Annotated in this window: 13 protein-coding genes, 2 tRNA genes, 3 rRNA genes and 1 other RNA gene; all 19 read left to right on the forward strand. The window is 46.8% G+C overall.

The window, feature by feature from the left end:
• The first annotated feature begins 81 nt into the window (after positions 1–81).
• The 19 genes from rpoE (at position 82) to MHH89_RS22730 (ending at position 18,231) form a co-directional block, all read left to right on the forward strand.
• Positions 82–630, forward strand: coding sequence for a DNA-directed RNA polymerase subunit delta (rpoE, locus tag MHH89_RS22640; protein WP_036679939.1), 549 nt, complete (start codon positions 82–84; stop codon positions 628–630).
• 325 nt (positions 631–955) lie between these two features.
• On the forward strand, positions 956–2,563 hold the full coding sequence (locus MHH89_RS22645) for a CTP synthase (RefSeq protein WP_076130377.1): 1,608 nt from the start codon (positions 956–958) through the stop codon (positions 2,561–2,563).
• A 270-nt stretch (positions 2,564–2,833) separates the two neighbouring features.
• Positions 2,834–3,220: a response regulator gene (locus MHH89_RS22650; RefSeq protein ID WP_036679935.1), complete on the forward strand. Its 387-nt coding sequence runs from the start codon at positions 2,834–2,836 to the stop codon at positions 3,218–3,220.
• Between the two features lie 207 nt (positions 3,221–3,427).
• On the forward strand, positions 3,428–4,282 hold the full coding sequence (gene fba, locus MHH89_RS22655) for a class II fructose-1,6-bisphosphate aldolase (protein WP_036679934.1): 855 nt from the start codon (positions 3,428–3,430) through the stop codon (positions 4,280–4,282).
• Between the two features lie 188 nt (positions 4,283–4,470).
• The gene (locus MHH89_RS22660; RefSeq protein ID WP_036679932.1) at positions 4,471–5,724 is read left to right on the forward strand and encodes a UDP-N-acetylglucosamine 1-carboxyvinyltransferase; all 1,254 of its coding nucleotides are present in this window, start codon (positions 4,471–4,473) and stop codon (positions 5,722–5,724) included.
• 164 nt (positions 5,725–5,888) lie between these two features.
• Positions 5,889–7,241, forward strand: coding sequence for a transcription termination factor Rho (gene rho / locus MHH89_RS22665; RefSeq protein ID WP_036679930.1), 1,353 nt, complete (start codon positions 5,889–5,891; stop codon positions 7,239–7,241).
• A 25-nt stretch (positions 7,242–7,266) separates the two neighbouring features.
• A complete protein-coding gene (locus MHH89_RS22670) occupies positions 7,267–8,544 on the forward strand; it encodes a radical SAM protein (protein ID WP_038568079.1) in 1,278 nt (425 codons plus the stop codon).
• 121 nt (positions 8,545–8,665) lie between these two features.
• Positions 8,666–8,863 carry a 50S ribosomal protein L31 gene (gene rpmE, locus MHH89_RS22675; protein ID WP_036679927.1) on the forward strand — a complete coding sequence of 66 codons (198 nt, stop codon included), beginning with the start codon at positions 8,666–8,668 and terminating at the stop codon, positions 8,861–8,863.
• 117 nt (positions 8,864–8,980) lie between these two features.
• Positions 8,981–9,249: signal recognition particle sRNA large type (gene ffs, locus MHH89_RS22680), an RNA gene on the forward strand.
• A 137-nt stretch (positions 9,250–9,386) separates the two neighbouring features.
• On the forward strand, positions 9,387–11,156 hold the full coding sequence (gene dnaX / locus MHH89_RS22685; RefSeq protein ID WP_076280419.1) for a DNA polymerase III subunit gamma/tau: 1,770 nt from the start codon (positions 9,387–9,389) through the stop codon (positions 11,154–11,156).
• A gap of 47 nt (positions 11,157–11,203) precedes the next feature.
• Entirely contained in the window at positions 11,204–11,515 is a 312-nt protein-coding gene (locus tag MHH89_RS22690) for a YbaB/EbfC family nucleoid-associated protein (RefSeq protein ID WP_036679924.1), read from the forward strand.
• Positions 11,516–11,553: 38 nt separating this feature from the next.
• The gene (gene recR, locus MHH89_RS22695; protein ID WP_036679922.1) at positions 11,554–12,153 is read left to right on the forward strand and encodes a recombination mediator RecR; all 600 of its coding nucleotides are present in this window, start codon (positions 11,554–11,556) and stop codon (positions 12,151–12,153) included.
• Positions 12,154–12,291: 138 nt separating this feature from the next.
• Positions 12,292–12,543 carry a DUF2508 family protein gene (locus tag MHH89_RS22700; protein ID WP_076130375.1) on the forward strand — a complete coding sequence of 84 codons (252 nt, stop codon included), beginning with the start codon at positions 12,292–12,294 and terminating at the stop codon, positions 12,541–12,543.
• Between the two features lie 42 nt (positions 12,544–12,585).
• Positions 12,586–12,843 carry a pro-sigmaK processing inhibitor BofA family protein gene (locus MHH89_RS22705; protein WP_438269383.1) on the forward strand — a complete coding sequence of 86 codons (258 nt, stop codon included), beginning with the start codon at positions 12,586–12,588 and terminating at the stop codon, positions 12,841–12,843.
• A gap of 301 nt (positions 12,844–13,144) precedes the next feature.
• Positions 13,145–14,702, forward strand: a 16S ribosomal RNA gene (locus tag MHH89_RS22710).
• Positions 14,703–14,826: 124 nt separating this feature from the next.
• Positions 14,827–14,943, forward strand: a 5S ribosomal RNA gene (gene rrf, locus MHH89_RS22715).
• 46 nt (positions 14,944–14,989) lie between these two features.
• Positions 14,990–15,066: transfer RNA gene (locus tag MHH89_RS22720), tRNA-Ile, on the forward strand.
• 24 nt (positions 15,067–15,090) lie between these two features.
• A tRNA-Ala gene (locus MHH89_RS22725) sits at positions 15,091–15,166 on the forward strand.
• Positions 15,167–15,305: 139 nt separating this feature from the next.
• A 23S ribosomal RNA gene (locus MHH89_RS22730) occupies positions 15,306–18,231 on the forward strand.
• Together the 16S, 23S and 5S rRNA genes with 2 tRNA genes alongside form the textbook arrangement of a ribosomal RNA operon.
• Positions 18,232–18,251 lie beyond the last annotated feature (20 nt).

The following is an 18,251-nucleotide window of genomic DNA, read 5'->3' on the forward strand; positions in this document are numbered from 1 at the left end:
ATAGGTTTTACTTAGTTTTGTTAATGGATATTATTGAAATAAACCGTAATGTGAACAATGCGTGAGAGGAAGTGTCCTTTAGTGAGTACGCCACTCAATTTAAAGCTAGACCCTGAGAAAGTTAAAGAAATGCCAATGGTGGATCTTGCCTTTCTGGTGCTTAAAGCAGCCAATACACCGTATTATTACCGTGATCTGATGGTCGAGGTAGCCAAGTTACGCGGCATGACCGATCAAGAAAGCCAAGATACTATTGCCCAGTTATATACCGAGATTAACATTGACGGGCGTTTTGCCTGTGTCGGAACCAACCTTTGGGGACTGAAACGCTGGTATCCTCTTGAGCGCTCCGATGATCCGGTTGGTAACACTAAACGGGTGCGCATCATCAACGATGAAGACGATGATTTGGAAGATGACGATTTTGCTGATGAAGAAGAAAACTACACAGCTGAAGAAGAGGATTTCGACGCTATCGATGAAGATCGCGACGACCTCTATTCTGACGACGACAGCGAAGAAGAAGTCGACGAAGATGTCGTGATCGATGAAGATGACATAGACGAAGACGATACGGACGAAGACGATGCAGAAGATGGCGACGATGAAGATTCCGAGGATGACAAGTAAGATCAATAATCAGAAGAGTCTTGTCTGTGGCATAATTCCTCCCTTGACAGTGGGGGATCGTCAGAGTAAACTATTGCATGGGCTTATCATGTAAGTTAATAAACGTGTTTTCTAAAATAAAAAGTGCCCCGGTTCTACGGGTGTCACTTTTTTGTTTTTTTAGATGCAAAGTAGCTGTAGATTAATGGAATTTGAGGGATGACGGTTTATGTTTTCCCCGGTGAATTAAACTTTTGATTTCCCCTGTTTTGATGATAGTAAAACGGGTTACGATAAACACCATGTGCCGCTTTTATGTTTGGACTTTATTTAGGAGGGTTTTACAGTGACAAAGTATATTTTTGTAACGGGTGGCGTTGTGTCTTCCCTGGGTAAAGGCATTACCGCCGCTTCGCTGGGCAGGCTGCTCAAGAACAGAGGTCTAAAGGTAACGATTCAGAAATTTGATCCGTATCTTAACGTAGACCCTGGAACAATGAGCCCTTACCAGCACGGAGAAGTCTTCGTAACGGATGACGGTGCAGAGACTGACCTTGACCTTGGGCACTATGAACGGTTTATTGATATCAATCTGTCGAAGAACAGCAATGTGACGACAGGTAAGATCTATTCATCCGTAATCAGCAAGGAACGTCGTGGAGAGTACTTGGGTGGAACTGTACAAGTTATCCCGCATATTACGAATGAGATCAAAGAACGCGTGTTCCGCGCGGGCCGCGAGACCAACTCTGATGTTGTTATCACAGAGATCGGCGGTACTGTAGGGGATATTGAAAGTCTTCCGTTCCTGGAAGCGATTCGTCAAATCAAGAGTGATATTGGCCGGGAAAATGTGATGTATATCCACGTAACCTTGATTCCTTATATCAAGGCTGCTGGAGAAGTGAAGACGAAGCCGACACAGCATAGCGTTAAAGAGCTGCGCAGTATCGGTATTCAACCGAATGTCATCGTATGCCGTACGGAATATGAGCTTTCCGCAGATATGAAAGCCAAAATCGCACTCTTTTGCGATATTGATGCTAATGCTGTTGTGGAATGCCGCGATGCTTCGACGTTATATGAAGTTCCATTGAACCTTCGTGATGAAGGATTGGACGAGATTGTTGTTAATCATTTGAAGCTTACAACACCTGCGCCAGATATGCGCGAATGGGAAAGTATGCTTAGCCGGATTCAGAAATTAGAGAAGACAGTAGAAATCGCAATTGTAGGTAAGTACGTAGCACTGCATGACGCTTATTTGAGCGTTGTTGAATCACTTTCACACGCAGGTTTTGCTGCGAATGCAGAGGTTAAGATCCGCTGGGTGAATGCAGAGGAAATTACGGATGAGAACGTGGACGAAATGCTGCGTGGTATTGGCGGTATTCTTGTTCCTGGTGGTTTCGGTGATCGGGGAATCGAAGGTAAAATCTCCGCTATTCGTTATGCCCGTGAGCAATTGATACCTTTCTTTGGCATTTGCCTTGGAATGCAGGTTTCTGTAATTGAATATGGCCGTTCTGTTCTTGGACTACAAGGTGCAAACAGCTCCGAAATCGATCCAAATACACAATATCCATTGATTGATTTGCTTCCTGAGCAAAAAGATATTGAAGATATGGGCGGCACTATGCGTCTTGGGTTGTATCCTTGTAAGATTATTCCGGACTCTCTGGCAATGTCTTGCTATGATGATGAACTGGTATATGAGCGTCACCGTCACCGGTATGAGTTCAACAATGCTTACCGTGACGAAATTGAAAAAGCAGGACTGGTTATCTCCGGAACTTCTCCGGATGGCCGTCTAGTTGAGATCGTAGAGCTTCCAGAGCATCCGTGGTTCCTCTCGGTTCAATTCCACCCGGAATTCACTTCACGTCCGAACCGCCCGCAACCGCTATTCCGTGAATTTGTCAAAGCCTCTTTGACGCATTCCGAGCAGCAATAATTTATACACAGACAGAAAGAACCCTCGGTTCTTAAATAGTCGAAGAGAGCCTTCATCCGAAGGCTCTCTTTTTGTATTACCCTTTAATAGAAATATTGTAACTGACATTTATTTCATTTTAGACTCTTTATTTACCCATTTTATCCAATTAGCAGGATTTGGACAGTAAAGCACGAATAATAGGTTTCGTATGGAGTAGTTTCTAAAGGGGCCGGTCGCTGTGGAGAGCGCGGTATAGTCAATCTGCCTTAATTTCTGGGAGGGTATCGTATGGAAAAGAAGAAAGTATTAATTGTCGATGATCAGAATGGGATCCGGATTCTTCTTATGGAAGTGTTCAATAGTGAGGGATATACAACATTTCAAGCGGCTAACGGAAAATTGGCATTAGACATTGTTCGCAGCGAGTCACCCGATTTGGTCTTACTCGATATGAAAATACCGGGAATGGATGGACTCGAGATTCTGAAGCATCTAAAGGAGATCAATCCGTCCATTAAGGTCATTATGATGACGGCATATGGTGAACTGGACATGATTAAGGAGGCGACCAAGCTAGGGGCGTTAATGCATTTTACAAAGCCGTTCGACATAGACGAAATGCGCGTAGCGGTAAACATGCATCTTCATAACAAGTCTGTGGATCAATGCAGTTAGAACGGTGATTTCTGTATCGGTCCTATTTCGCGTGGTGACTCCGAAGAGGATGAGTGTAATTGTTATATGGGCTGGATAAAAATCGTCCCACCGGGACATTTTTTTGTTTACCCTATTTAGTATTTGACACAGGATGTGCTATAATAAGCCTGTATGTGATGTCGGTTTAAAAACATAGCCAACCAACATTCTTAGGAGGATGAAACCATGCCATTAGTATCTATGACAGACATGTTGAACAAAGCACTTGAAGGAAAATATGCAGTAGGTCAGTACAACATTAACAACTTGGAGTGGACTCAAGCTATTCTTGGTGCCGCTGAACAAGAAAAATCACCAGTAATCCTTGGTGTATCTGAAGGCGCAGCACGCCACATGGGCGGCTTCACTACTGTTGTTAAAATGGTTGAAGGTCTAATTATTGACATGAATATCACTGTTCCTGTAGCTATCCACCTTGACCATGGATCTAGCTTTGATAAATGTAAAGCAGCAATTGATGCTGGATTTACATCCGTAATGATCGACGGTTCCCATCACCCAATCGATGAGAACATCGATATGACTAAAAAAGTCGTTGAATATGCTCACGCTAAAGGCGTTTCTGTAGAAGCTGAAGTAGGTACTGTTGGTGGACAAGAAGACGACGTTATCGGCGGCATCATGTATGCTAAGCTTGATGAGTGCGTACGTATTGTGAAAGAAACAGGTATCGACACCCTGGCTCCTGCACTTGGTTCCGTTCATGGACCTTACCATGGCGAGCCTAACCTCGGATTCAAAGAAATGGAAGAAATCCGTGACGCTACTAACATCCCAATGGTTCTTCATGGTGGTACAGGTATTCCTGAACATGACATCAAGAAAGCCATCTCCCTGGGTACTTCCAAAATCAACGTGAACACTGAGAACCAAATCGTGTTCGCAAAAGTGGTTCGCGAAGTTCTAGCTGCTAAACCTGATGCTTACGATCCACGTACATTCATCGCACCAGGCCGTGATGCAATCAAAGAAACCGTTATTGGTAAAATTCGCGAATTTGGATCCAACAACAAAGCCTAATCATTGTAGCTTCCGCCTCAGGTGGACAAGCAATTTGTTAAAGGATAGGGCTATTACTCTGTCCAGTTGAATAGTTTGATGAGGAAAGCACACCGCTTAGCCGGTGTCTTTCCATTTTCATCACTAAAAGTCCACAGCACGTATTGCCCACCCAGCTGCAATACACGTAGGGGGAAATTGATAAATCTATGGAAAAATTAATGATTGGCGGTGGACGTCCGCTAGAGGGCGTTGTAACCATCAGTGGAGCAAAGAATAGTGCCATCGCGCTTATTCCTGCGGCAATTTTGGCCGAATCTGAAGTTGTTCTGGATAATTTACCGTCCCTTAGTGATGTAGCCGTTTACTCCGAAATCTTGCAAGAGCTTGGCGCTAATGTATCCTGGTCAGGCAATCAGATGAGAATTGACCCTTCACGTATTGTATCTATTCCAATGCCCAATGGGCCGGTTAAGAAACTTAGAGCTTCGTATTATATGATGGGAGCTCTGCTTGGAAGATTCAAAGAAGCGACAATAGGTCTTCCTGGTGGCTGTAATTTTGAACCTCGTCCAATTGATCAACATATCAAGGGATTCGAGGCTTTGGGAGCAACAGTTACCAACGAACATGGTTCTATCCACTTATATGCAAAAGAGCTACGCGGTGCGAAGATTTATCTGGACGTATCAAGCGTAGGTGCCACTATAAACATCATGCTGGCGGCTTCACGAGCCAAAGGCTCTACAATTATTGAAAATGCGGCTAAAGAGCCTGAGATTATAGATGTAGCTACCCTATTGAACTCTATGGGCGCTGTTATTAAAGGCGCTGGTACAGAAACCATCCGGATCGAAGGGGTCTCGGAAATGCACGGTTGCCGTCATTCCATTATTCCCGATCGGATTCAAGCAGGAACTTATATGATTGCCGCTGCGGCTACGCGCGGTAATGTGTTGATAGATAATGTTATTCCTAAGCACTTGGAAGCCTTAACAGCCAAGCTTTTAGAGATGGGCGTGGATATTGAAGAGCTTGATGAAAGTATCCGAGTTATAGGTAGAGCTAATTATGAACATGCAGATGTTAAAGCACTGACCTATCCTGGATTTCCTACAGATTTACAATCTCCTATGACAAGTATGCTGACACAGGCAGAAGGGGTTAGTGTGCTTAGCGATTTCGTCTACAGCAACCGCTTCAAGCATGTGCCAGAGTTGGTAAGAATGGGCGCAAAGATTCGTGTTGAAGGCCGATCTGCAATTATTGAGGGCAGTAAACTTAATGCTGCTAAAGTAAAGGCAGCTGATCTGCGTGCGGGTGCAGCCCTTGTCATTGCCGGGTTAACAGTAGAAGATGGTATTACTGAAGTGACCGGCGTAGAGTATATTGATCGTGGTTATGATAATTTAGTGAGCAACCTTCGGCAACTTGGTGCTCATGTTTGGCGTGAGAATGAATAATATTAGGATATCCCGCTTGGAAGGAGTATTAATTTGCGGCCAAACCGCATATTTCCTTCCATTTGGGGTAATACTAACCTAATGAGCATTTTAATAGAATCATATTTTTGCCTAGTAGATAGACTAGGAAGAACTCATTTAAAAATTGAATAGGTGGTTATTACATGGATCTTCAAATTTCCGATCTGGAAGAAATGAAGCTGACCGAGTTATATAAGCTGGCCAAGAAATACCAGATTCCTTATTACGGACAGCTGAAGAAACGGGAACTGATCTTTGCGATCCTTCGGGCACAGGCAGAGCAGAGCGGTCTCATGTTTATGGAAGGCGTACTAGAAATTTTGCCTGAGGGCTATGGATTTCTTAGGCCGATTAACTATTTGCCCAGTGCTGAAGATATTTACATCTCAGCTTCACAAATTCGTAAGTTTGATCTCAGAAGCGGAGATCTTGTGTCTGGTAAATGTCGGACACCAAAAGAAAATGAACGATATTTTGGCCTGCTTCAAGTCAATGCAGTTAATGGCGAGAACCCTGCTAGTGCAGCGGAGCGTCTTCATTTTCCAGCATTAACACCACTTTATCCGCAAGACAAGCTACCGCTTGAAACATCCCCTACTCATTTGTCTACCCGAATAATGGATTTGCTCGCTCCTGTAGGTTTGGGGCAGCGGGGTTTGATTGTAGCACCTCCAAAAGCAGGAAAAACGCTCCTCTTAAAAGAAATTGCCAATAGTATTTCCACTAATAATCCTGAGATTGAGCTCTTTGTATTGCTGATTGATGAACGTCCTGAAGAAGTAACCGATATGCAGCGTTCTGTAAAAGGCGAAGTGGTTGCATCGACGTTTGATGAGCTTCCAGAGAATCATATTAAAGTGGCTGAGCTTGTGTTGCAAAGGGCACTTCGTTTAGTTGAGCACAAGAAGGATGTAGTTATTCTTTTGGATAGCATTACGCGTCTGGCGCGTGCTTATAATCTGGTGGTTCCACCATCTGGACGTACACTTAGCGGGGGGATTGACCCGGCGGCTTTTCACCGTCCGAAGCGGTTTTTTGGTTCTGCACGGAATGTGGAAGAAGGCGGATCATTAACTATTTTGGCAACAGCATTAATAGATACTGGCTCGCGTATGGATGATATTATATATGAAGAATTTAAGGGTACCGGTAATATGGAGCTTCATTTGGACCGCAAATTGGCGGAACGCCGGATATTCCCAGCTATCGATATTCGTCGTTCAGGTACACGTCGCGAAGAAGTGCTCTTGAGCAAAGAAGAACTGGATACGATTTGGGCGATTCGCAAAAATATGAACGAGTCCTACGATTTTGTGGAGGGATTCATCAAAAAGCTGCGTGATACGAAGACTAATGCTGAGTTCTTGGCATCCTTTGACGTTGCTGGGGCAAAAACAACACCAAACGGGACTGCAAGTAACGGAGGCACCTCCAACAGCGGTACAGCTGCTCGTCGTACCACACGGGCGAAGACACCTTCAGTACCTACAACTTGAGAATTGATAATAAGAGGAGACTAACATGTATTTGGTATATGCCGACGGGCAAGGAAACGTATATGATCATCCCGAACTGTACGGGCTAGCCCGTAGTGGGGATATGATTGTTGAAATGCTGGAGGAAGAATTAATTCCATTACCAGAAGGTGCTACGCTCGTGGGCTTGCCTAGTACACGTGCTGTGGGTATGAATCCTGAGACGGGTGAAATGATGTCTTTGCCGGAAGGTTCGCAGGCTGTCGGAGCGCTGCTGCCGCAAGGCTACACTCGTCTATGTCTTCCTGGTTATGTGAAGACAGATAAGTCTTATAAGCTTCCTCTGTTTGGGTATTCGGCTGTAGTGTGGAAGGATGGCGGGTTCTATGTTGCGGCAGACCCTACCGATAATCCAGAGAAATGGAATCCACTTAATTGTGACAAAGAAGATCTTGAAGTCAGTGTTGGTGAGATGACAGCCAAATATCCTGATAACCGCCTCTATGAGCATCTTTCTAACTGTGCGCTTGGCTATGAATGCCTGACTTCCTCCAATACCTTTTTAGGGCGTTGGGAGGGCGGTGTACCCGTCTCTTATTCATGTAATGCTGGATGTTTTGGTTGTATTTCTGAGCAACCTGATGATAGCGGCTTTGTATCTCCGCAGACTCGGATGAATTTCCGGCCTACGGTCAACGAAATTTCACAAGTTATGTTGGAGCATTTAAAGACGCCTGAATCGATTATCAGCTTTGGACAAGGCTGTGAAGGGGAACCTTCCACGCAGGCAAAACTTATTATAGAAGCTATTCGTGAAGTGCGCTCGATTACTGATATGGGCTATATCAATATCAACACCAATGCGGGATTAAGCGATCATATGCGAGGAATCGTTGATGCTGGGCTCGATTTGATGCGTGTCAGCACAATCAGTGCCCTTGATGACCATTATAATGCTTATTACAAACCACGCGGTTATACATTGGCCAATGTTGAAAAATCTTTGAAATACGCTGCTTCGCAGGGCGTTTACACATCGATCAATTATCTGATCTTCCCTGGAGTGACTGATCGCGAAGAAGAGATTGAAGCGATGCTGGAGTTTGTAAGACGTACTGATCTGAAGCTTATTCAGATGCGCAATCTAAACATTGACCCGGAGAGTTATTTAGAGTTGATTCCTCCTGCCCAGGGTGAAATCCTTGGGATGAAGACGATGCTTGATATTTTCCGCGATGAACTGCCGGATGTAGTTATAGGCTCTTATACACATGTGCCACCAGCAGATATGGCGCGGGCTAAGCGGCGGGGAATCAATATTTAAGCAGCTAAAATGTAAAAATGAAACATATTGCCCAATTTGATATTTCGTGCTAAAATACCACAGTGTAATCATATAACTCTGGGTCCGCATGAGGCTTAGGGCATGAGAGGTGAAATTCAAAATGCAAGAAGCAATTCAACCAAAGTATAATGTAACTAAGGTAACCTGCGCATGTGGCAACACTTTCGAAGCTGGCTCTGTTAAACAAGAGCTTCGTGTCGAAATTTGCTCCAACTGCCATCCGTTCTTCACTGGCAAGCAGAAGTTCTTGGATGCCGGCGGTCGCGTTGATAAATTTAAGAAGAAATATGGTATCTAATTCGAACAGTCGCTTTGCGGCTTAACAGTTAGATTGAGCCCCCAGCTGTATAGCTGAGGGGCTCATTTTATGTCTTAGAGTTGATTTTTGTCCGAGCGTGAGCTATACTTATCTTCGCCGTGCTAGACGGGGAGGTAGCGGTGCCCTGTAACTCGCAATCCGCTGTAGCGAGGTTGAATTCCTGTTAGAGGTGCTATCGATGTGAGGCCTTGGTTCCTACGGGCTGTGTTGACAGTTGGGTCCTCCGCAATGAGTGCTTATGAACCTGGTCAGGTCCGGAAGGAAGCAGCCATAAGTAAGATTACTCTTGTGCCGGAGGGTGGCCTAACTCGAGCAGTCATGTAGGGTTGCCGCTTGGATCGTAGCCATCAATAACAGGTGCACGGTTTATAATTCTGTTTATCATAGCATCTTTGCCACAAGCAAAGATGCTTTTTGTTTTTGGTCAATAGCCGATGAATATAGTATAATAAATTTGCGACAAATGCCGGGAAAGCGGCAGCTTAAGAGAGGGTAATGCATAGTGGAACATATCGCGCTGTACCGTGCTTGGCGGCCGCAGTCGTTTCAAGACATGGTTGGACAACAGCACATTATCCAAACGCTGCAGAACGCAATTCGTGAACAGCGGGTTTCGCATGCCTATCTGTTCAGCGGTCCGCGGGGAACTGGTAAGACAAGTGCTGCTAAAGTCTTAGCTAAAGCGGTTAACTGTGAACGTGGGCCAGGTCCGGAACCTTGTAACGAATGTCCATCCTGCTTGCGAATCGCTGCGGGTAATGTAATGGATGTGCAGGAAATAGATGCGGCATCAAACCGGGGCGTAGAGGAGATTCGTGATCTGCGTGAGAAGGTGAAGTATGCACCTACCGAGGTGCGCCGTAAAGTGTATATCATTGATGAAGTGCATATGCTGACGACAGAAGCTTTTAATGCTCTATTAAAGACTTTGGAGGAACCGCCGTCACATGCGATGTTTATTCTTGCGACAACGGAACCTCACAAATTGCCGGCGACAATAATTTCCCGTTGTCAGCGTTTTGACTTCCGTAGAGTGGCGTTAGAAGAACAGACCGCCCATCTGACTGCTATTTGTGAGAAGGAAGGGATTACAGCGGATAACAACGCATTGCAGTATATTGCCCGTCTATCTGATGGTGGTATGCGTGATGCATTGAGCTTGCTGGATCAGATTTCATCCTTTACAGATGGTAATGTTACGTACGAGCAAGTGTTAGGAATGACAGGGGGAATTCCCTCCGAGCAATTTGCACGTCTTGCCACTGCCATATTAGAAGGTGATATGGGTCTTCTTCTGGAGCTCGTTGAGCAGCTTATGCATGAAGGTAAAAGTGCAGATAAATGCCTAGAGAATCTCATGTATTATTTCCGTGATTTATTGATGATTAAGATGGTACCCGAGGCCGATCAATTAACAGAGCGGGTGCTGAATCCTGCTGAATTTAAAGATATGGCCACCGCATTTTCTCGGGAGCGTCTATTTCAGATTGTAGATACAATCAATAAATACCTAGGTGAAATGAAATACGCAACACATCCTCAGACACTGTTTGAAGTGGCGCTGATGAAGCTTTGCAGCTTGCAGCAAGAGGTAAGTCAGAGTGCCGCATTTGCTCCGTTAGGTGAAACAAATGCCGGAGTAAGCGCGAATAATTCGAGCATTGACTCTGGTGAACTGGATCTTCTCAAAAGACAGATCGCAGCACTGGAGAAGAAGCTGGAACAGGCAATGCAATCCGGTGGTATTTCCGGAGGAGGGCGTGATGGTTCTCCTGCACCGAAATCGCACGCGGTTCCAACACCGCGGGTTTCTTCAGCCTCCAAAATGCCTCCTAACGTAGATAGGTTTATTGCTGGTAAGGATAGTCCCGATTTTGCAGCTATCTATAAACAGTGGAGCCTTGTCCTGCAAGGAGTAAAAGAGGAAAAGGTAACGGTTCATGCATGGTTTGTAGACGGTGAGCCAGTATCGATTATGGAGGATGCGGTACTTGTTGCATTCAAGAACACGATTCACCGCGATACTACTGAGAAGCCGGCAAACAGACAGGTTATTGAGAGTGTGCTTGCAGCGCGTCTAGGCAAACCTTATAGACTTGTAACCATGATGCTTCGTGACTGGAATGAAGCTGCCCAGAAGTCTGTGGGACAGACTGGCAAAGAAGAACTGCAGCTGGAGCATGAACACGATACTGCAGAAGCTAAACCTGAACCTTGGATTGATGAGGCTATCCAGCTTTTTGGAGAAGACCTTGTTGTCATAAAAGAGTAATATAAACATACTAGCGCTAATTGCGCATTCCAAAGGAGAGACGATGTATGAATAATATGAACCAAATGATGAAGCAAGTTAAGAAAATGCAGGAGCAAATGCTTAAAGCTCAAGAGGAACTCGGAGGCAAGGTTATTGAGGGTTCATCAGGTGGCGGCGTAGTTACTGTTCAAGTAAACGGCCACAAAAAATTGCTGTCTATTCAAATTAAACCGGAAGCCGTTGATCCGGAAGATGTTGAAATGCTGCAAGATCTTGTAATCACTGCTGTAAATGATGCATTGACTCAAGCTGAAGAGCTTGCTAACAATGACATGGGTAAATTCACTGGTGGAATGAAGATCCCAGGCTTGTTCTAATAGCCCACTCCACTTCAGTCTAAAGGAGAATTATTAATTTGTATTATCCCGAACCGCTAGCTAAGCTGATCGATGCTTTTACGCGTTTGCCCGGGATTGGACCGAAGACAGCCGCCCGGTTAGCTTTTCATGTGCTTAACATGAAAGAGGATGAAGTCATTGATTTTGCAAAAGCGCTAGTAAGCGTCAAACGCAATCTTCACTATTGCTCGGTCTGCTGTAATATTACGGATACGGACCCATGTAAGATATGTCAGGACAAAACTAGAGATCCTTCAGTGATATGTGTGATTCAAGACTCTAAGGATTTGGTGGCTATAGAACGAACCAAGGAGTTTAATGGATATTACCATGTTCTTCAGGGTGCTATTTCACCTATGGAAGGTATCGGCCCTGATGATATTCGCCTGAAAGAATTATTGACCCGTCTGAGTGATGAGAGAGTAAGTGAGCTTATAATGGCGACTAACCCCAACATTGAGGGAGAAGCAACGGCGATGTACATTTCTCGTCTTGTTCGGCCGTTTGAGATTAAAATCACCAGGATAGCTCATGGCTTGCCTGTAGGTGGCGATCTTGAATACGCTGATGAAGTTACTTTGTCCAAAGCGTTGGAAGGCCGTCGCGAGCTATTCTAGCAGCTCTATAGTGGTATTTTTCAAAAAGGAAGCCCTCGGGTTTCCTTTTTTTTTGTTCTAAGTTTGTCCCTATCCCGATATGAATGAGAATAACGAGATGTGTATTTTGCATCAGAATTATTCTGAGGAGGAATTGAAATGGGATGGTGGAGAGAGCTGTGGTGGGGAGTGGATAAGGAACAAGGCGCAAAGGAAAGTGAGGGATGGGAAACCCTCTTAGAGGTCCGTAAGGCGCATTCAGAGTGGGAGAGGGCGTACCTGATGTTCGACGAGGCGTTGGGACAGGATCAGATAGATTACGCGATATATATTTTGGAGGCTGCAGAACGTAAATATCAGATACATCTCAAACATGCAAAAAGCTTGGGGTTGAACAGCAGTCAAATATAAGGGCTTATAAATAAATGTATAAGGGGGATCTACATGCTTAGAATGATAGCTATGGGCGTATTGATATTATCCGTTATCTTATTAGGTTTAGTTGTATTTAGAAAAAAGCTGGGTTTTGGGTGGCTAAGTTTATTTGGGGTTCATTTGGTATTGGCTGCACTCGGGATATATGTAGTGAACTTCTCAGGTTTGCTCACGCAGGTGTATCTCCCTTTGAACCCTGCAACTATAGGCGCAGTAACGGTTCTTGGGCTTCCTGGCGTGGTTATGTTACTCGGATTAAGAATAATTTTATTTTAATGCTTGACGTGGCTTTGAAAAATATGATACATTAAGTCTCGCCCGTTTGGACAAGCTGTTGATTAACAACTTGCTGAAATGGTCAAGCAAAAAAAGAAATTAAAAAAATGCTTGACGAAAACAAAGGCGCTGTGATATATTATAAAGGTCGCTGCTGACAAGCAACGACGACGAAAGATGAGACATTGATCTTTGAAAACTGAACAACGAGTGAGTGGGAAATCACGTAAGTGAAATCCAAATTAGAGAATTAATTTTCTCGTCAGATGTTTCAAAATGAGCATATCGCTCTTTTCAATACTAATTGGAGAGTTTGATCCTGGCTCAGGACGAACGCTGGCGGCGTGCCTAATACATGCAAGTCGAGCGGAGTTACTTTGAAAGCTTGCTTTCAAAGTAACTTAGCGGCGGACGGGTGAGTAACACGTAGGCAACCTGCCCTTCAGACTGGGATAACTACCGGAAACGGTAGCTAATACCGGATAATTTCTTTTTTCTCCTGAGAGAAGAATGAAAGACGGAGCAATCTGTCACTGAGGGATGGGCCTGCGGCGCATTAGCTAGTTGGTGGGGTAACGGCCCACCAAGGCGACGATGCGTAGCCGACCTGAGAGGGTGAACGGCCACACTGGGACTGAGACACGGCCCAGACTCCTACGGGAGGCAGCAGTAGGGAATCTTCCGCAATGGGCGAAAGCCTGACGGAGCAACGCCGCGTGAGTGATGAAGGTTTTCGGATCGTAAAGCTCTGTTGCCAGGGAAGAACGTCCGGTAGAGTAACTGCTACCGGAGTGACGGTACCTGAGAAGAAAGCCCCGGCTAACTACGTGCCAGCAGCCGCGGTAATACGTAGGGGGCAAGCGTTGTCCGGAATTATTGGGCGTAAAGCGCGCGCAGGCGGCTATTTAAGTCTGGTGTTTAAACCTTGGGCTCAACCTGAGGTCGCACTGGAAACTGGGTGGCTTGAGTACAGAAGAGGAAAGTGGAATTCCACGTGTAGCGGTGAAATGCGTAGATATGTGGAGGAACACCAGTGGCGAAGGCGACTTTCTGGGCTGTAACTGACGCTGAGGCGCGAAAGCGTGGGGAGCAAACAGGATTAGATACCCTGGTAGTCCACGCCGTAAACGATGAGTGCTAGGTGTTAGGGGTTTCGATACCCTTGGTGCCGAAGTTAACACAGTAAGCACTCCGCCTGGGGAGTACGGTCGCAAGACTGAAACTCAAAGGAATTGACGGGGACCCGCACAAGCAGTGGAGTATGTGGTTTAATTCGAAGCAACGCGAAGAACCTTACCAGGTCTTGACATCCCTCTGAATCTGCTAGAGATAGCAGCGGCCTTCGGGACAGAGGAGACAGGTGGTGCATGGTTGTCGTCAGCTCGTGTCGTGAGATGTTGGGTTAAGTCCCGCAACGAGCGCAACCCTTAACTTTAGTTGCCAGCAGGTAATGCTGGGCACTCTAGAGTGACTGCCGGTGACAAACCGGAGGAAGGTGGGGATGACGTCAAATCATCATGCCCCTTATGACCTGGGCTACACACGTACTACAATGGCCGGTACAACGGGAAGCGAAGCCGCGAGGTGGAGCCAATCCCATCAAAGCCGGTCTCAGTTCGGATTGCAGGCTGCAACTCGCCTGCATGAAGTCGGAATTGCTAGTAATCGCGGATCAGCATGCCGCGGTGAATACGTTCCCGGGTCTTGTACACACCGCCCGTCACACCACGAGAGTTTACAACACCCGAAGTCGGTGGGGTAACCCGCAAGGGAGCCAGCCGCCGAAGGTGGGGTAGATGATTGGGGTGAAGTCGTAACAAGGTAGCCGTATCGGAAGGTGCGGCTGGATCACCTCCTTTCTATGGAGAATCGTTCTCTGCAATGAGAACATTCAAATCGGAAGCTAAGCTTCCACAATAGAACCCTCGGGTTCGAACACTCACTCGTGTTCAGTTTTGAAAGAGCAAGTCTCTTTCGTATGCGTTTGGTGGCGATAGCGGAGGGGTTCCACACGTACCCATCCCGAACACGACCGTTAAGCCCTCCAGCGCCGATGGTACTTGGACCGAAGGGTCCTGGGAGAGTAGGACGTTGCCAAGCGGACAACCAATTCATTGGTTGATTCACAATGTTATATATGTTATATGGGCTTTTAGCTCAGTTGGTTAGAGCGCACCTCTGATAAGGGTGAGGTCGGTGGTTCGAGTCCACCAAGGCCCACCATATAACATTATAGAGTAATTTTATGGGGCCATAGCTCAGCTGGGAGAGCGCCTGCCTTGCAAGCAGGAGGTCAGCGGTTCGATCCCGCTTGGCTCCACCATAAATTTTTAAATGAATAACTTTTTCAACTTGATCCTTGAAAACTGGATACCGAAACGAATTTGCGTTTTAGAACATCTTTTAGCAACTTGTGCAAACAAGTAAATGTTATTAGTGAGATTTTTCTTCGGAAGAATCAAGGTTAAGCTAATAAGAGCACACGGAGGATGCCTAGGCGCCAGGAGCCGACGAAGGACGTGGCGAACAACGAAACTGCCTCGGGGAGCTGTAAGCAAGCTTTGATCCGGGGGTGTCCGAATGGGGAAACCCAGCTGTGGTAATTCGCAGTTACTCATACCTGAATACATAGGGTGTGTAGAGGCAGACCAGGGGAACTGAAACATCTAAGTACCCTGAGGAAGAGAAAACAATAGTGATTCCGTCAGTAGCGGCGAGCGAACGCGGAACAGCCTAAACCTAAGAGCTTGCTCTTAGGGGTTGTGGGACGTCTCACATGGAGTTACAAAGGAATATGGTAGGTGAAGAGGTCTGGAAAGGCCCGCGATAGAGGTAAAAGCCCTGTAACCTAAACTGTGTTCTCTCCGAGACGGATCCCGAGTAGTGCGGGGCACGTGAAACCCCGTATGAATCCAGCAGGACCATCTGCTAAGGCTAAATACTACCTGGCGACCGATAGTGAAACAGTACCGTGAGGGAAAGGTGAAAAGCACCCCGGAAGGGGAGTGAAATAGAACCTGAAACCGTGTGCTTACAAAAAGTCAGAGCCCGATCTATGGGTGATGGCGTGCCTTTTGTAGAATGAACCGGCGAGTTACGTTTAACATGCAAGGTTAAGCCGAGAAGGTGGAGCCGCAGCGAAAGCGAGTCTGAATAGGGCGATTGAGTATGTGGACGTAGACCCGAAACCGTGTGATCTACCCCTGTCCAGGGTGAAGGTGCGGTAACACGCACTGGAGGCCCGAACCCACGTACGTTGAAAAGTGCGGGGATGAGGTGGGGGTAGCGGAGAAATTCCAATCGAACTCGGAGATAGCTGGTTCTCCCCGAAATAGCTTTAGGGCTAGCCTCGGTATAAGAGTAGTGGAGGTAGAGCACTGATTGGGTGCGGGGTCCGCAAGGATTACCAAGCTCAGTCAAACTCCGAATGCCATATACTTATTGCCGGGAGTCAGACAGTGAGTGCTAAGATCCATTGTCAAAAGGGAAACAGCCCAGACCATCAGCTAAGGTCCCCAAGTGTGTGTTAAGTGGGAAAGGATGTGGAGTTGCACAGACAACCAGGATGTTGGCTTAGAAGCAGCCACCATTGAAAGAGTGCGTAATAGCTCACTGGTCGAGTGACTCTGCGCCGAAAATGTAACGGGGCTAAACACACCACCGAAGCTATGGCTAGATACTATGTATCTGGGGTAGGGGAGCGTTGTGTAGGGGTTGAAGGTGTACTGAAAAGAGCGCTGGACACTACACAAGTGAGAATGCCGGTATGAGTAACGAAAAGATCAGTGAGAATCTGATCCGCCGAAAGCCCAAGGTTTCCTGAGGAAGGCTCGTCCGCTCAGGGTAAGTCGGGACCTAAGGCGAGGCCGAAAGGCGTAGTCGAAGGACAACAGTTTGAAATTACTGTACCACCGTAATCCGCTATGAGCGATGGGGTGACGCAGGAGGGTAGTGACGCGGACTGATGGATGTCCGTCTAAGCAGTGAGGCTGATGTGTAGGCAAATCCGCACATCAATAAGGCTGGGCTGTGATGGGGAGCGAAAATTATAGTAGCGAAGGTCATGATCTCACACTGCCAAGAAAAGCCTCTAGCCAGGAGAAGGTGCCCGTACCGCAAACCGACACAGGTAGGCGAGAAGAGAATTCTAAGGCGCGCGGAAGAACTCTCGTTAAGGAACTCGGCAAAATGACCCCGTAACTTCGGGAGAAGGGGTGCCCCGGTAGTGTGAATAGCACGAGGGGGCCGCAGTGAAAAGGCCCAAGCGACTGTTTAGCAAAAACACAGGTCTGTGCGAAGCCGCAAGGCGAAGTATACGGGCTGACGCCTGCCCGGTGCTGGAAGGTTAAGGGGAGTGGTTAGGGGTAACCCGAAGCTATGAACCGAAGCCCCAGTAAACGGCGGCCGTAACTATAACGGTCCTAAGGTAGCGAAATTCCTTGTCAGGTAAATTCTGACCCGCACGAATGGCGTAACGACTTGGGCGCTGTCTCAACGAGAGATCCGGTGAAATTTTAATACCTGTGAAGATGCAGGTTACCCGCGACAAGACGGAAAGACCCCATGGAGCTTTACTGCAGCTTGATATTGAATTTGGGTACGATCTGTACAGGATAGGTGGGAGCCGTAGAAATCGGAGCGCAAGCTTCGGTGGAGGCGCCGTTGGGATACCACCCTGATCGTATCTAGGTTCTAACCTAGTACCCTTACCGGGTACGGGGACCGTGTCAGGCGGGCAGTTTGACTGGGGCGGTCGCCTCCTAAAGAGTAACGGAGGCGTTCCAAGGTTCCCTCAGAATGGTTGGAAATCATTCGCAGAGTGCAAAGGCATAAGGGAGCTTGACTGCGAGACCTACAAGTCGAGCAGGGACGAAAGTCGGACTTAGTGATCCGGTGGTACCGCATGGAAGGGCCATCGCTCAACGGATAAAAGCTACCCTGGGGATAACAGGCTTATCTCCCCCAAGAGTCCACATCGACGGGGAGGTTTGGCACCTCGATGTCGGCTCATCGCATCCTGGGGCTGAAGTAGGTCCCAAGGGTTGGGCTGTTCGCCCATTAAAGCGGTACGCGAGCTGGGTTCAGAACGTCGTGAGACAGTTCGGTCCCTATCTGTCGTGGGCGCAGGAAATTTGAGAGGAGCTGTCCTTAGTACGAGAGGACCGGGATGGACGTACCGCTGGTGCACCAGTTGTTCCGCCAGGAGCATGGCTGGGTAGCTACGTACGGACGGGATAAGCGCTGAAAGCATCTAAGCGTGAAGCCCCCCTCAAGATGAGATTTCCCAATTAGTAAGACCCCTTGAAGACGACGAGGTAGATAGGTTGGAGGTGGAAGTGCAGCAATGCATGGAGCTGACCAATACTAATCGGTCGAGGGCTTATCCTATACTTAAAATGCAGATTCGT

The organism is Paenibacillus sp. FSL H7-0323 (assembly GCF_038002725.1).
In the GTDB taxonomy this organism is placed as follows: Bacteria; Bacillota; Bacilli; order Paenibacillales; family Paenibacillaceae; genus Paenibacillus_AQ; species Paenibacillus_AQ odorifer.